This is a genomic window from Terriglobia bacterium (assembly GCA_020073205.1).
Taxonomy (GTDB): Bacteria; Acidobacteriota; Polarisedimenticolia; order Polarisedimenticolales; family JAIQFR01; genus JAIQFR01.
Genome location: JAIQFR010000104.1, coordinates 1 through 15083 on the forward strand (window position 1 = coordinate 1; position 15083 = coordinate 15083).

Here is a 15083-nt window from a genome sequence, read left to right on the forward strand (position 1 = left end):
GGCCTGGAGCAGATCGACCTCGCCTGATCCGGCCGCCGGGTGAGCGCGCTAGCCGGGCTTCCCCTTCCGCAGCCTGAGCTCCGGGTGGACGCCGAGCCACCGGGCGAGGTGGTCCGCGAGGCGGTCGATCCCAACCGCCACTTCCTCGAGGTCGTCGCTCCCCATGAACCCCGGGGTGAAGAGCGTTCGCCGCTCCTCGTCCACGACGACCTCGGAGGCCGGCACATAGACCGGCTCCTGACCCAGCGGCCGCCCCTGGTGCCTCGCGAGCACGACCTCGGCGAGGCCCATGACGGCCACGGGCGCCTTCCGCGCGGTGAGCGCGTCGAGGAGCGCGACGACGTCGGGGCGGAGGGGACCGAGGCCGAGGAGGCCGGGTCCCTCGAGGCAGAGGTTCTTGACCGCGCCCATTCCCCCGGGAATCGCGAGGGCGTCGAGCTGGGTCTCCGGCGTCTCGTGAACCGCGGCAACGACCCCGCGGGCGATCCGCGCCGACTCGACCAGCACCCGCCTCGGCGCCGCCTCCGGGCGGGTGTCGCCCGTCGAGTGGTCCACGACGTCCCGCTGCTCGACGTCGGGCGCCAGGAACAGGGACTCCATCCCGCGCCTCGCGAGGGCGAGGACGAGCAACACCGTCTCCTGGATCTCGGAACCGTCGTAGGTCCCGCAGCCGGACAGGAGGACGCCGACGCGCCGCACCGGGACGACCCCGCTCAGGCCGGCTGTCCCGGCGACGCGGCGAGGAGCCCGGCCGCCCCGGCGATCACGGTCTCGGCCATCTCGTCGAGCCGGCCGTCGGCGACGATCCCCGACGCGTTCCGATGGCCGCCGCCGCCGAACTCCGCCGCGAGGCGGTAGACGTCCAGGTCCCCCTTGGAGCGCAGCGATACCTTGACCCGACCCTCCGGGAGCTCGCGGAACAGGAGGGCGATCCTCACCCCCTCGATCGCGAGCAGCGGCGTCGTCATCTCGGAGGTGTCCGCCCCCTCGGCATCGCACTCGCTCTCCATCGCGCGCGTGACCCGCACCGACACGATCGCCCCTCCCGCGTCGAGGCGGAGGCCCGCGAGAGCTCGGCCCAGGAGGCGCGTCCAGGCCGGCGAGTTCCGCTCGTAGACCTCGCGAAAGCAGCGTGAGGGCTCGATCCCCGTCCTGAGGAGAGCCGCGGCGATCTCGTGGGCCCGGGCCCGCGTCGAGTTGAACCGGAAGAACCCGGTGTCGGTCGAGAGGCCGGCGTAGAGCGCCTCGGCCGTGTCGAGGTCGATCCGGTGCCCGGCGGCGGTCGACAGCTCGTACACGATCGCCGCGGTGGCGCTGGCTTGCTCGTCGAGGACGTCGTGGGCCCAGAGGGTTCCCGGCGTCGGGTGATGATCGATGCAGAACACCTTCGAGGCGCGCGACCGGATCGCCGGCTCCATCCGTCCGAGGCGGTCGGGGGCGGAGTTGTCCAGCAGGACCACGAGGTCGGCGGCGTCGAGCGCGGCGTCGTGCACCGCCGGGTCGTACACCTCGACGGAGGGACCGAGATCCTCGAGGTAGGCGAGGTTCCGCGGCGTCGCCTCCTGGTTGACGATCCGGAGCTCGCGGCCGGTCCCGGCCAGGAGCCGCGCGAGCCCGACCTCGGACCCGATCGCGTCACCATCGGGGTTCATGTGGGTCGTCAGGACGTATCGCCTGGCGATGCCGGTGAGCCGCCGGAACAACTCGCATTGCTCGGCGTTCACCATCAGCACGCGCTCCAGCCGGCGGGGCCCGGCGGCCACCCACCGCCGAACGGACCGCCCCCGAGGGTCCCCCGACGATAGGCGTCGGCGGTCGCCACGTAAACCTCGACGCCCTTCAGGATCCTCTCCCGTAGCGCCGGGTCGACCTCGCCCCTGATCCTCGCGGGCACTCCGGCCGCGATCGCGCCGTCGGGAACCTCGAACCCCTCCTTCACCACCGCGCCGGCGGCGACGAGCGCGCCGCGCCCCACGCGGCATCCGGACAGGAGGACCGCGCCCATGCCGATCAGCGCCTCGTCTCCCACCGAGCATCCGTGGACGACGCACCGGTGACCGATGGTGACGCGGCTCCCGATCCGCACGGGAAGATCGACGTCGACGTGGACGACGGTCAGGTCCTGGATGTTGGTCGCCTCGCCGACCGTGATGGGCTCGAGGTCGGCCCGGAGCACGCACCCGAACCAGATCGACGCGGCGGGACCGACCGTGACGGCGCCGACGATCACGGCCCCCGGAGCGATCCACGCGTCGGGGTCGATCGCGAGCCGGTTCGCCAGGAGTCGCGGCGCGTCGGCCGAAGGGGAACCCTCGGGTCGCTCGTCCACCGGCGGCATTTGGCGTCCTCCCGTGCGGCTTCGGAAAAGCCGGGAAGCGTAGCGCCGGTCCGCGCGGCTGTCAAGCGACCGAATCGTCCTCCGGCCGCCCCGCGGGCGAAACGGGAGCACGGTCCAGCAAGGCCTTCAGGATCAGGGCCTGATAGCGCGCGTCGTAATCCGCCCGGTGCGTCCGAGCGCGGTCCTGCGGCGGCAGAGCGAGGAGCTTCTCCAGCCTCTCCTTCGACGTTTCGTTCCACGAGATCCCCAGTCGGCCCATCGCCAGGCTCTTGCTGTCGATCCCCTTGTAGCCGAAAGGGTTCTCGATGCCGAAATGGACGAAGTAGTACGCGACGTACGACCAGTCGAACACGGCGTTGTGGCCGACGAAGACCGGCCGGTCCGAGGACGGCCGGTTCCGCTCGAGGACCCATTGCCTGAGGCGTGCCATCGCGTCGCGCGGCTCGAGCCCTTCCCGCCTGAGCCGGGCCGCGTCGAGCCCGTTCACGGCCATCGCCTCGGCATCGAACCCTGCGAACTCCGGCTTCAACTCGAGATAGAGGGAATCGCCGATCTCGTGGCCGCCGCCCGAGGGCCGTACCACCGTGACGCCCACCGAGAGGAGGTTGTAAAGCGGCGGGACCGGGCCCGACGCCTCGCAATCCAGGCAGAAGTAGACCATCGCGCTCTCCTCAAAACGTCTCGTGGGTGGACACCAGGAACTGCACCCGCCGTATCGTCGGGTCACCGTCCACGGGGAACGCCACGTCGAGATGGGCCATGGCCGCCTTGGCGGACCGGCTCGATTGGATCCTGAGCCCGAATCCGGCGTCCTTCAAGACACCCAGGTCCCGCCGGTCCGGGGCGCCGGCGAACCAGGCCCGTCCGGCGTCGAGGAACACCGCTCCGCCGACATAGAAGAGCTTCAGAACGTGCCATGAGGTGTAGAACCTCTGCTCCACGGTCAGCAGGACCCTGCGGTCGCCGTCCTGGTATCTCAGGGGATAACCACGGAGCCCGTTGTCGCCGCCGAGAAGCAGCTGGGTGTCCCGGTCCAGACGATGCGCCGCGTCGGCGCGCAAGCTCACGCAGAAGAGGTGCCGGCCGAGATCCCGCTGGAAGAAACGAAGCCCCCACCCGGCCAGCACGTCCTCGAATCCGCCCGACGCGCGGCGGCCCGAGAGATCGCCGGACATCAGGATCATCCGCCCCGGCCGCGGGCCCAGCCCGATCTGGCCCGACGCCTCGAAGATCCCGCGCCCCCGGTCCGAGCCGAACGCCGGAGCCGCCCAGCCGACCAGGGCGTGTCCCTCGCGCGCCAGGTTCAGGTCCTCGGTGCGCTGGATCCGGTCGAGATCGCGCACCGTGATGAACCCGTCCTGCACCGAGTCGAGCGCGAGCCACGGGTACGCGAGCGTGCGATCGACCGGGAAGAGCGCGGGGATAGGCTCGCCGGGGGCGATCCCGAACGTGTGCCGGTCGAAGGTGAAGCCCGCGCTGAAGCGCCGCGCGCGCCCCTCCTCGAGCCCGCGGGAGAAGCCGGCGTACGCGGAGGCGTAGTCGACGTTGTGGCGGAAGCGCGAGACGGCATGGCCCATCTCGTAGAGCGGGTCCACCCGCGAGTCCTGGTCGTACGAGATCCCGGCGGCCCATCGGGCGTCGAGCGAGAAGAAGGGGCGCTCCACCGCAGCGGCCTCCTCGCGTCCGTCGCTGTTGTGCCCGTATCCCAGAGAGAGGCGCGCGCGGCTACCGAGCACTGCCGGGTCGGTGTAGGTGAAGGTCCGGGTCGTGCGGTCCACGTCCTGGGTGTGCTGTAGCGAGAGGTCCTTCCCGTACCCGAGGAAGTTCGAGTCCTGGAGGCCGACCGACGTCCGGTTGGTCCCTCCGCCGCGCCCGAAGCTCACCCCGCCCTTCAGGGTCCACACGTCGCGGGTGGCGACCTCGACGTCCACGCGGCCGTCCCGGTACCCCACCGGACGGATTCGGGCGTCGTAGAGGAATCCGAAATCCCGAAGGAGGCGCTCGGACTCCTCGAGGAGGCGCCGCGAATACCGGTCCCCCTCCTTGAACAGGAGACGGTTGCGGATCACCGACTCCTTGGTGCGGATGTGGACGAAGTTGGCCGCGCGGAAGATCGGGTTGTCCTCGCCCGGCTGGCTCGGATCGAAGACGTCGCCTATGCGGCACCGGATCGTGCCGATCACGGCGCCGCTCGCCTCGAGCGTGGCGTCGTCGGGGAGGCGCTCGGGCTCCGAAGCGCCCTTCGCTTCCCCCACCGCCAGGACGGCGACGAGAACGAGCGCCGCCACCGGGACTCCCCGCGCGATCCGCCACCCCCAGGTTCTCCCGCGACGGGCACGCAGGTGACGGGGATTCGGGCCGAGCATGGAGGGAGATCATACGACAGCCCTAGCGGCGTCGCCGGGTCGTCGGGATGCGATCGGTTGATTCCGGCGGCGGTCGGTGCGAGAATGCCCCACCATCGAAGTACGTCCATCCCTGCACTCCAGCTTTTCGCAAGGAGGTTCGGCATGTCGGAGCGCTTGAACCACGACGTCCTCATCCTGGGGGCGGGCCTCGCCGGGCTCCGGGCGGCCGTGGAGATCTCCCGCCGCCTCGACGGCAAGGTGGACATCGGCATCGTCTCCAAGGTCCAGCTCATGAGGGCCCACTCGGTGTGCGCGGAGGGCGGGACCGCCGCGGTCTTGAGGACCGACGAGGGGGACTCCCTCGACCTGCACGCGTGGGACACGGTGAAGGGGTCGGATTTCCTCGCGGACCAGGACGTCGTGAGGAGATTCGTGAACGCGGTGCCCGGCGAGATCCACCAGCTCGACCACTGGGGGATCCCCTGGACGCGCGACGCGACCGGGCGGATCGAGCAGCGGCCGTTCGGCGGCCACTCGTTCCCGCGGGCCACGCTCGCGGCGGACAAGACCGGCTTCTTCGAGATGCAGACCCTCTACGACACGCTGCTCCGGCACAAGTGCTACACCCGCTACGACGAGTTCTTCGTCACCGACATCCTGGTGGAGGACGGCCGGTTCTCGGCGCTCCTCGGGATCCACGCGCCGAGCGGCGAGCGGGTGGTCCTGCAGGGCAAGGCGCTGCTGATCGCCACCGGCGGCGGCGGCACCCTCTACGGGTTCACGACCTACTCGCAGACCGTCACGGGGGACGGGATGGCGATGGCGTTCCGGGCCGGCCTGCCCCTCGAGGACATGGAGTTCCTGCAGTTCCACCCCACGGGTCTCGTGCCGTCGGGGATCCTCATGACCGAGGCGTGCCGCGGCGAGGGGGGATACCTCAAGAACAACCGGGGCGAGCGCTTCATGGAGCGCTACGCCTCGTCGAAGATGGAGCTGGCTCCCCGGGACATGGTCTCGCGGGCGGAGACGACGGAGATCCTCGAGGGTCGAGGCTTCGACGGGTCCGACGGGCTCGGCTACCTGCACCTCGATCTCACCCACCTGGGCGCGGAGCGGATCAACACGCGCCTGCCGCTGATCCGCGAGGTCTGCATCAAGTTCCTGGATCTCGATCCGATCTCGACGCCGATCCCGATCCGACCCGTCGCGCACTACTCCATGGGCGGCATCGAGACCGACATCGACGGCGCCACGCGCATCCCCGGGATCTGGGCGGCGGGCGAGGCGGCCGCCGTCTCGCTCCACGGAGCGAACCGACTGGGCTCGAACTCCACCGCGGAGTGCCTGGTGTGGGGCGGGATCACGGGCGAGAACATCTCCGCCGCCCTGAAGCGCCTTCCGGTGCCTCCCCCTCCGCGCGACGCGAGGATCAAGGCGGCGGACGCGTACCTCGACGGTTGGCTGAAGCGCGAGGGGAAGGAGAACCTGTACGACCTGCGCCGCGAGCTCAGGGCGGTCATGGACCGCGACGTCGGGGTCTACCGGAACGGCAAGGGGCTCAAGGACGCGCTCGGGGTCATCCGCGGGATCCGCGAGCGGTCGCGGCGCGCCGCGGTCGTGGACAAAGGGAAGCTCTACAACACGAATCTGTTCCACGCCGTCGAGCTGGACAATCTCGTCGACCTCGCCGAGATTACCGTGGCGGGGGCGATCGCTCGGGAGGAGTCGAGAGGCGCCCACGCGCGGCGCGACTTCACGACCCGGGACGACGACAAGTGGCTGAGGCACACCCTGGCCTGGGCGGACGAGAAGGGACCGCGCTTCGATTACAAGCCGGTCACGATCGACAGCTGGAAGCCCGTCGAGCGGAAGTACTGATTCGGAGCCGGAGGACGCCATGCCGAGAGTCCAAGGTCATCCTAACCGCCTGGGGATCCTGGGATGGGTCGGGGGAGGCCGCTGGGGTTTGGAGCGGTACCTGTACACCGTTCACCGGGTCACCGGGCTCGGCCTGCTGCTCTATTTCCTGATGCACATCCTCGTCACGACCTCCCGGGCCTTCGGCCCCGAGGCGTGGTCGAAAGCGATGGGCTCGGTGACCGGACCGCTGTTCACCTTCGGCGAGTACCTCGTGTTCGCCGCGTTCGCGTTTCACGCGGTGAACGGGATCCGGCTCGTGATCGTGGAGCTGGGTTGGGGCGTGGGGAAGCCGATCGAGCCGGTCTACCCGTACCGGACCTCGGTGGACGCGCAGCGTTTCCTGGCGATCGGGGCCCTCATGGTCGCGGGCATCATCGCGATCCTGGGCGCCGTCGATCTTTTCCTGGGCTAGGGGGCCGGCGATGATGAGAGATCAGAAACTCTGGACCTGGCACGTGGCGGCCGGCCTCGTGATTCTCGCGTTCCTCGGCCTGCACATGATGATCATGCACCTGGACGAGATCGTGAAGATCGGCCCCTTGAATCCGGCGGGTGGGCACCCCGTGGACTGGAAGAACGTGGTCGCCCGCGGCAAAATGGGCTTCTTCGCGGTCACCTACGTCCTGCTCCTCGGCGCCGCGCTGTTCCACGGCCTCTACGGCCTGAGGAACATCCTGTTCGAGCTGAACCCGCGGCCGGGGCTCAAGACGACGCTTTCCGTGGTGCTGTTGATCGTGGGCTTCGGCCTTTTCGTCCTGGGGACCTGGGCGGCGATGGCCAGCTTCTCCCTGGCCCGGACGCTCTGAGGGGGCGGCGATGAACGATTTGAATGCGAAGACGATCCTCTACCGGGTCCGCCGGTTCGATCCGGGCCGGGACGCCGCCCCTCGATGGCAGGACTTCACCCTCCCCAGGACCCCCGGGATGACCGTGCTCGACGGCCTGTGGGCGATCAAGCAGTCGCAGGACCCGTCCCTGGCCTGGAGGTCCTCGTGCCGCATGGGCGTGTGCGGGTCCTGCGGGATGATGATCAACGGCCGGCCGCGCCTGGGTTGCAACACCCAGGTGTCCGAGCTTTCGGCCGAGGTGGTTGCGGTGGCGCCGCTCCCCAACTTCGACATCATCCGCGACCTCGTCCCGGACCTGGCGCCGATGTTCGACTCCCACGTGGCGCTCTCGCCCTACATCATCCGCGACGACGTGCGGGAACGCGAGAGTCCCACAGGAGAGTTCGGACAGTCCATCCACGAGCTGGAGCAGTACCTGCAGTTCTCGTACTGCATCAAGTGCGGGTGCTGCATGGCCGCCTGTCCGACCTACGCCACCGACCCGGTCTATTCGGGGCCGATGCCGCTGGCCCAGGCGCACCGGTACAACGCCGACACCCGCGATGCGGGATGGCGGTCGCGGAAGGAGGTTCTCCGCGGCGAGCGCGGCCCGTGGCGGTGTCACTTCGCCGGAGAGTGCTCCCGGGTGTGTCCGAAGGGCGTCGACCCGGCCAAGGCGATCCAGTTGATGAAGCGGGAGCTGGTGCTCGACTACATCCGACTCCGGAAGGGGCACGCCCTCGCCCAGGTCGTTGCGAAGCCGAAGGAAGGTAAGCGGCGCCCCGACATCCCCGAGGCGCCAGAGAAGACGGCGTAGGAGAGCGGCGATCGTCGTCCCCGGCCTCGAAGCCCTCCTCGGCGGCGGCCCCGCTGCAGCCGGCCTGAGGAGCGGTCCGCGAGTCGGCCTCGTCGCCCACCCGGCGTCCATCGACCGGGCCGCCCGGCACGCCGCCGACCTCGTCGCGGCCCACCCGGGGTTCCGCCTCGTTCGGCTCTTCGGGCCGGAGCACGGCCTGAGGGGCGAGGCGCAGGACATGGAGCCGGTGGCCGCCGGGAGCGATCCCCTCACGGGGCTTCCGGTCTTCAGCCTGTACGGCGCGGATCCCTCCTCGCTGCGCCCGCGGACGGAGGATCTCGAGGGGCTCGACGCGATCCTCTGCGATCTCCAGGACGTGGGGAGCCGTTACTACACCTTCGTCTACACGATGGCGCACGTCATGGAAGCCGCGGCGGCCACCGGGCTTCCCGTCGTCGTGCTCGACCGGCCGAATCCGATCGGAGGGGTCGCGGTGGAAGGGCCGGTGCTGGAGCCGCCGCTCGCGTCCTTCGTCGGCCGGTATCCCCTCCCCGTCCGCCACGGCATGACCCCGGGGGAGCTGGCGCGCCTGTTCAACGAGGCGTTCGAGATTCGCTGCGATCTCCGCGTCGTCCCGATGCGCGGGTGGACCCGGCGGATGCACTTCGACGGCACCGGGCTGCCCTGGGTCGCGCCTTCGCCGAACATGCCCACCCCCGCCACCGCGGAGGTGTATCCCGGCGGCTGCCTCGTCGAGGGAACCAACCTCTCGGAGGGACGGGGCACCACGCGCCCTTTCGAGCTGGTGGGAGCGCCGTGGCTGGCCGCCCCGCCGCTGGCGGAGGTGCTGGCGCGGGAAGCGCCCGTAGGCGCCCTCTACCGCGCAACGTCGTTCCGGCCGTCGTTCCACAAGCACGCGGGAGAGAGCTGCCGCGGCATCCAGATCCACGTCGTGGACCGCGCCGCCTTTCGCCCGTTCGCGACCTACCTGATCCTGCTGCGCGAGGCGCGCCGCCTCGCGCCCGCGACGTTCGACTGGCGCCGCGAGCCGTACGAGTTCGAGCGGGACCGCCTCGCGATCGACCTCCTCCTCGGCCGGGCGGGCCTCCGTCCGCTGTTGGAAGCGGGCGCCACGCTCGCCGAGATGGAGTCGTCGTGGACCCGGGATCTCGAAGCGTTTCTCGAGCTGCGGGGGAACTTCCTGCTCTATCCGGAGTGAGACCGCCGCACCGAACGGATCGCGTTCGCACCGGCGGATCCGCCTCACCTGGCGGACACAAAAAAAAGGGGCGGGACCGAGTGTCTGGGACACCCGGCCCGCCACCGTGTGGGCCTCATCGGCGCGGAGGCGGTAGGGGGGTCGCCTCCGCGGTCTCAGCCCAACCTCGGCCTCGGAAAGCGCCCGTCGTCGGACGCTCCACCTCGGCCGGCTTCATGTCCCTTTCATACGGCCAATTCCCGAAGAGCGTCGCCCGGCGCGCCGTATCCCGCGGATTCCGGGACCGCAACGTGGGCGCCGGCTATCGGGGCCCCTCCATCTCGGGAATCTCCAGCACGCCTCGGCGTCCCAGGAGACCGGTGGCCCGGAGCGCGGGCCCCAGCGGCCCGGAAGCCCTCACCGCGCGGATCAGGAGCTCCGTGGCGGCCTGAGCCTCGCTGCTCTCCCGCCCCCTCTCCAGAAGGAGGTCGAAGGTCGACCTCGGCTTCGGGAACACCTTGAGCCGCAGCTTGGCGTCGACCGAAAGTCCCGCCGCCTGGCGGACCAGCTTGAGCGCCTCGGGAAAGCCCCCCAGCTCGTCGACGAGGCCGAGCCGCTTGGCGTCCTCGCCGGTCCAGATCCGGCCCTTCGCGATCTCGAGCACCTTCTCCCTCGGGAGCTTCCGCCCCGCCGCGACCTTGCCGGTGAAGTCATCGTAGACCCGGTCGAGCCACTGCTCGAACTTCGACCACTCCTGCGGCGAGTAGTCGTGGATCGCGCTCCACATGGTGCTCGGCGCGCTGGTGTGAACCTCGTCCCACGAGAGGCCCACCTTGTCCCAGAGTCCCTTGGTCAGCATCTTCCCGCCGAGCACGCCGATCGACGCGGTGATCGTCCCCGGCTCCGCGACGATCTTGTCCGCCGCCATCGCCACGAAGTAGCCGCCGGAGCCCGCGACGTCCCCCATCGAGACGATCACCGGCTTCTTCGCCTCCTTCGCGCGCAGCGTCTCGCGGTAGATGGAATCCGATGCCACGTAGGACCCGCCCGGGCTGTCCACGCGGAACAGGATCGCCTTGACGTCCTTGTCCTCGATCGCCGCGCGGAACGCGGCCGTGACCGTGTCGGACCCCATGGAGGCGCCTCCGAAGAGCGGGCTGTAGCCGCTCTCCCCGCGACCGACCCCGCCGACGCCGTAGATCAAGGCGACCGTTGTGCCGCTCTCGTGGGGTCGACCCGCGCGGTCGAGGTAGGTGGACAGGTAGAGGAGCTTCGCGCGCGCGCCGGCCCGCTCCTTCTCCTTCGCCACCACCTCGTCGCGGTAGGCCAGTGCGTCGACGAGCTTGGCGTCCTTCGCCTCCTTCCCGAGGAACGGACCGCGGTCGAACAGCGCACGAACTTCCGTCTCGGAGAGCTTCCGCCCCTTCGCGATGCCCGCCACCATCTGGCCGAACATGGACTGGATCAGCTTGTCGGTGGCCTCGCGGTGCGCGTCCGTGTACTTCGTCTCGGTGAACACGTTCATCGCGTTCTTGAATTCCTTGCGGTGGTCCATCCTGGGCACGACCCCGAGCTTGTCCAGGGTCCCCCTGAGGAACGGAGATTCGGCCATCAGCCCGGTGAGGCCGACGTCCCCCGACGGCTGGAGATCGATCTCGTCGAACGCCGTGGCCAGGTAGTAGCCGACGTTACCGGGCCCGAACTCGCCGAACGTCTCCGACCACGCGACCGCGCGCTTCCCCTTCGCCCGGAACGCGAGGACCGCGTCGCGGATCTCCTGGGCCTGCGCGAGCCCCGGCCCACCGCCGCCGATCTTGGCGACGAAGGCGACGACGCGATCGTCGTCGGCCGCGCGCTCCAGCGCTTCCACCACGTCGCGGACCACCGGAGTCTTCCCGAGGATCGCTCGGGCCACGGGGTCCTCCGGGACGTACTCGACGAACTCCTGCTCGAAATCGGCTTCGAGAACCGTCTTGGAGGGAACGCCCCCCTTCCCCGCCCACGAGACCAGCCCGATCACGAGCGCGACCAGGCAGAAGAGGAGGGCCAGCCCTCCGATCGTCGCGAGCACCCCCAGCAGGATCCGCCTCATGACTTCCCTCCGCCGTCCGCCGGACGGCTCGTTCGTCGGTGTTCCACGCCGGATTCTACGCGCCCCGCGATCGAGAGTTCACGGTCTCCGAGGGGGACTATACTCTCGCGCCGCGCCGCCCGATCGCGGGCCGGACGCCGACACGAGTCGGTCGTATCGGGGGATCTCTCGCGCGGGACCGGTCGAGCCGGGCCTACCCGCGGCCCTCGCCCGCCGGCGCCGCGGCGGGGCGAGTCTCGAGTTCGGCGATCATCGCGCGGAGCGTCAGGAGATCGTCGTCCTCCACCGGATAGACCAGCGCTCCGCACACCGCCCCTTCCCACGGCCCCGGCGTGACGTGCATGACGAGGAGATCGGCGCGGAAGGCGCGCTTACCGATCCTCACCGCCGCCCCATCCAGCCGGCTTCCCGGCTCGAGGCCCGGCAGCTCGTGGGCGAGGACGATCGACAGCCCCGAGGCGCTCACGTCCCTGAGCGGCATCGTGCAGGGATGGCCGTCGGGATCCGGGTAACCGAATTCCACCCGCGCCGCCGCGCCGGCGGGCAGCGCAAGTCGGTTGTGATGTCGTCGGTTCACGGGCCTCCGCATCGGGACCCCTCTTCGTTCGGGCCGAGGAAGGCAGAATCTAGCGTCCCGCGACGGCGCCCGCCAGCGCTCCTCTCAGTCGAGATCTTTCGGCCGCCAGATTCGGACGAGCTTGCCCCGGCCACTCGGCACAAGGTCCCCGAAGCGCGCGATCGGCAGGGCGATCCTCGCGAGAGCTGCGGTCGGGAGATGCTCGCTTTGTCCCGTGAGGCTCTGCACCAGCTCCTCGAGCCCCGGGTTGTGCCCGACGACCATCGCGGTCCCGATCTCGCGCTCGAGCCCCTTGAGCGCCGCAACGATCTCCCGAGGGCCGGCGAGGTACAGCGCCCGCAGGAACCGCACCTCGCCGGAGTAGCCGGTCGCCTCCGCCACCGCCTCCGCCGTCTCCCTCGCCCGCTCGGCCGTGGAGCACAGCACGATGTCGGGCTCGATCTCCTCGTCCCGCACCAGGCGGCCGATCCGAGGGGCATCCCGCCGCCCCCGCGCGTTGAGCGGGCGGTCGTGGTCGTCGAGCTCGGGGTCGCCCCAGCTCGACTTCGCATGTCGGAGGAGCAAGAGGGTCTTCATCCGAGCCTCCCGGCGCGGCCCCCTGAAGGATAAACTGGCCGGGATCGATTCTGTCTTCCTCTTCTGTTCTTCCGCGATCATGGCAGGAACGGGCGCTGATCGTTTGACGGTGCACGAACCTGGCCCGTGAGTTGCACTCCGACCGCCGGAGTCGCCGCCGCGGCCGGCCGGGCGCCGGCCCCGAGGGCGCGAAGCTGGGTGGAGACTGCGGCTAAGTCAGGCGTGCATTGGGGTTAGGTTGTTCTTGCCCTCTCACGTTCGGCCACGAGGAGCAGGGGGTACCCGAGCTTTTGTTTGCGGAATTTGCGTGAAATCCAGCGGTTGATCGTATCTTATCCGCCATGGCCACGAGGCCGTGCTGCGTTCGCGAGGATGCGGTTCGGCAGCGGAGGCGTGGGCTATCCGCGACTTGGAGGGTGCGTTGAGGCGCGAGGAGAGCGATTGCTCGTCAGGGGACTTCTGTGAGGACGTGGCCCAGCTCGGCCCCCCCTCCTCGACACCGCCTTGGGGGCGACGCGTGGTGACGCACGCGTCCGTGTCGGCTCGCATGTCGGTGTGGATTCTCGCGGGGCTGTTTCTCGCCGCCGCGCGACCTTCGGCGGCCCAAGGCGCGCCGCCGTCTCCCCCGCCCCAACCGGCGGCTCTCTCGGACCCCGATCCGGCCGCCCGGATTCGGGCGGTGGACGCCCTCCTGGATCCCCAGGTCCTCGACAAGATCGCGCTGACGGACGCGGACCCCGAGGTACGCGCCCACGCGGTCGCCAGAATTCACGACGACGCCTCGCTGAGCCGCATCGCCACGGGAGACTCGAGCGAGAGGGTCGAGCTGCTCGCGGTCGCCCGCATCGACGGGCAGGAGTTCCTCGCGCGCGTGGCCCGAAGCGCCCCTCGGGAGGAGGTCAGGGCCGAAGCCGTCAGGCGTCTCTCCGACCCGGACTCCCTGGAGGAGGCCTACCGAACGGGAAGCTGGGTGATTCGAAAGGCGGCGGTGTCGCGAATCGACGATCAGGCGCTGCTCATGGAGGCCGCGATCGACGACGCCGACCCTTACGTCCGCGAGGAAGCGGTGGCCCGACTCGGCGACCAGGACCTGCTCACCCGCATCACCCTCAAGGATCCGAGCCGCATGGTCCGTTACAAGGCGCTCAGGGGGATCTCGGACCCGGCGCACCTCGAGGAGGTCGCGATCCGGGACCGAACCGGTGAGATGCGGGACGTCGCGATCCCCCTCATCGCCGACGCGCGGCGATTGCTCGAGATCGCGCGGAAGGTCGATGAGCCGAAGACCCGGGATCTCGCGTTCTCGCGGATGAAGGACCCGGGCCTGCTGGACCAGCTCGCACAGCACGACCCGGACCCCGCGATTCGAAAGGCCGCGGTGGAATACCTCGCGGATCCGGCCGTCCTGGGGGATCTCGCGCTGGCCGACCCGGACAAGACGATCCGGCTCGCCGCCCTGAAGCGGGTCCGGGACCAGGTGCTGCTCGCGCGGGTCGCGAAGGGGAGCGATCCCGCCGAGATCCGCGAGGCCGCGATCTCGCGCCTCACGGACCGCGCCCTCCTGGCGGACCTCGCCGTGTCGGAACGGTCAGCGGACCTTCGCTGGGCGGCCGTGGACGTGCTCGACGACCCGGACGCTCTGCGAGGGATCGCCGCGACCGAGAAGGACCCGCGCGTGCGCGCGCGGGCCGCCTCGAGGCTGAAGGACCAGGCCCTCCTGGCGCGGATCGCGACCACCGACCCCGATGCGGGCGTCCGAAAGGAAGCCGTCGCCAGGGTCTCCGATCCCGACGTCCGCCGTCGCGTCGTCCTCGAGGACAAGGCGGGAGCCGTGCGAGTGGCCGCCCTCTCCGGCGTGGCCGACGACCCGGCGATGTTCCGGTCCCTGGCCTCGAAGGACCCCGATCCCGAGGTGCGCGTCTACGCAGTGGCGAGGCTCACCGATGCCGGGCTCCTCGATCGGATCTGCCGGGAGGACCCGAGTCCCTCGGTGCGCTTCACGGCCTTGAAGCGGGTCACCGACCCCTTGGCGCTGGCCGGGATCGCCCGCACCCATCCCGACTGGGTTATGAGGAAGGCGGCGGCCGAGAGGATCACGGACCCGAAGGTGCTGGCCGAGGTGGCGTCGTCGGACGCCGACGCGGACGTCCGGAAGGAGGCGTTCCAGGAGCTCGACGAGAAGACGATCGCGGCGATCGCCCGATCCACCGCCTCCCCCGCCGCGCGCGAGCAGGCGGTGGGGTTCTTGACCGACCAGGGTCTCATCGGGGAGATCGCGCTCCGAGCGACGGAGAACGGCGTTCGGCTGCAGGCGATTCGGGGGCTCTCCGATCCGGAGGTCCTGAGGCACGTCCTCGAGGCCGCAGCGGATCCGGACCTCCTGAAGGCGGCGCTCGACAGGACCGTCGAGA

At 70.2% G+C, this 15083-nt stretch carries 14 protein-coding genes; 6 read left to right on the plus strand and 8 right to left on the minus strand.

From position 1 onward, the window contains the following. Positions 1 to 48: 48 nt before the first annotated feature. From LAO51_16745 to LAO51_16765, 5 genes are all read right to left on the minus strand, one after another. Positions 49 to 699 carry an isoprenoid biosynthesis protein ElbB gene (locus LAO51_16745; protein ID MBZ5640391.1) on the minus strand — a complete coding sequence of 217 codons (651 nt, stop codon included), beginning with the start codon at positions 697 to 699 and terminating at the stop codon, positions 49 to 51. Positions 700 to 713: 14 nt separating this feature from the next. After that, a complete protein-coding gene (locus LAO51_16750) occupies positions 714 to 1727 on the minus strand; it encodes a bifunctional oligoribonuclease/PAP phosphatase NrnA (GenBank protein MBZ5640392.1) in 1014 nt (337 codons plus the stop codon). Next, on the minus strand, positions 1727 to 2338 hold the full coding sequence (locus tag LAO51_16755; GenBank protein ID MBZ5640393.1) for a gamma carbonic anhydrase family protein: 612 nt from the start codon (positions 2336 to 2338) through the stop codon (positions 1727 to 1729). Before LAO51_16755 ends, LAO51_16750 begins: the two co-directional genes overlap by 1 nt. A gap of 61 nt (positions 2339 to 2399) precedes the next feature. Then, entirely contained in the window at positions 2400 to 2999 is a 600-nt protein-coding gene (locus LAO51_16760) for a 3'-5' exonuclease (GenBank protein ID MBZ5640394.1), read from the minus strand. A 10-nt stretch (positions 3000 to 3009) separates the two neighbouring features. Continuing rightward, complete coding sequence (locus LAO51_16765; GenBank protein ID MBZ5640395.1) at positions 3010 to 4626, minus strand: hypothetical protein; 1617 nt, start codon at positions 4624 to 4626, stop codon at positions 3010 to 3012. 222 nt (positions 4627 to 4848) lie between these two features. Between LAO51_16765 and LAO51_16770 the strand changes: the two genes are divergently transcribed. From LAO51_16770 to LAO51_16790, 5 genes are read left to right on the plus strand one after another with little or no spacing between them, the layout of a single operon-like run. After that, positions 4849 to 6564 (plus strand): succinate dehydrogenase/fumarate reductase flavoprotein subunit, encoded by a 1716-nt coding sequence (locus LAO51_16770; protein ID MBZ5640396.1) that lies wholly within the window; start codon positions 4849 to 4851, stop codon positions 6562 to 6564. A gap of 19 nt (positions 6565 to 6583) precedes the next feature. Then, positions 6584 to 7018, plus strand: coding sequence for a succinate dehydrogenase, cytochrome b556 subunit (sdhC, locus tag LAO51_16775; GenBank protein MBZ5640397.1), 435 nt, complete (start codon positions 6584 to 6586; stop codon positions 7016 to 7018). A gap of 13 nt (positions 7019 to 7031) precedes the next feature. Beyond that, positions 7032 to 7412 carry a hypothetical protein gene (locus tag LAO51_16780; protein MBZ5640398.1) on the plus strand — a complete coding sequence of 127 codons (381 nt, stop codon included), beginning with the start codon at positions 7032 to 7034 and terminating at the stop codon, positions 7410 to 7412. Between the two features lie 10 nt (positions 7413 to 7422). Beyond that, the gene (locus tag LAO51_16785; protein MBZ5640399.1) at positions 7423 to 8250 is read left to right on the plus strand and encodes a succinate dehydrogenase iron-sulfur subunit; all 828 of its coding nucleotides are present in this window, start codon (positions 7423 to 7425) and stop codon (positions 8248 to 8250) included. Then, positions 8186 to 9448, plus strand: a complete 1263-nt coding sequence (locus LAO51_16790; protein MBZ5640400.1) for a DUF1343 domain-containing protein — start codon at positions 8186 to 8188, stop codon at positions 9446 to 9448. Before LAO51_16785 ends, LAO51_16790 begins: the two co-directional genes overlap by 65 nt. 301 nt (positions 9449 to 9749) lie before the next feature. Here the strand turns inward: LAO51_16790 and sppA are convergent, their stop codons facing one another. The 3 genes from sppA to LAO51_16805 all read right to left on the minus strand — a co-directional run bounded on the left by sppA (position 9750) and on the right by LAO51_16805 (position 12672). Further along, a complete protein-coding gene (gene sppA, locus LAO51_16795) occupies positions 9750 to 11519 on the minus strand; it encodes a signal peptide peptidase SppA (GenBank protein ID MBZ5640401.1) in 1770 nt (589 codons plus the stop codon). A gap of 193 nt (positions 11520 to 11712) precedes the next feature. Then, positions 11713 to 12096: a hypothetical protein gene (locus LAO51_16800; GenBank protein MBZ5640402.1), complete on the minus strand. Its 384-nt coding sequence runs from the start codon at positions 12094 to 12096 to the stop codon at positions 11713 to 11715. A gap of 84 nt (positions 12097 to 12180) precedes the next feature. Beyond that, positions 12181 to 12672, minus strand: coding sequence for a histidine phosphatase family protein (locus tag LAO51_16805; GenBank protein ID MBZ5640403.1), 492 nt, complete (start codon positions 12670 to 12672; stop codon positions 12181 to 12183). A 421-nt stretch (positions 12673 to 13093) separates the two neighbouring features. On the opposite strand from LAO51_16805, the gene LAO51_16810 reads away from it, so the two are divergent. Next, positions 13094 to 15083, plus strand: a 1990-nt coding sequence (locus LAO51_16810; GenBank protein ID MBZ5640404.1) for a hypothetical protein, incomplete at its 3' end; no start/stop codon positions are given.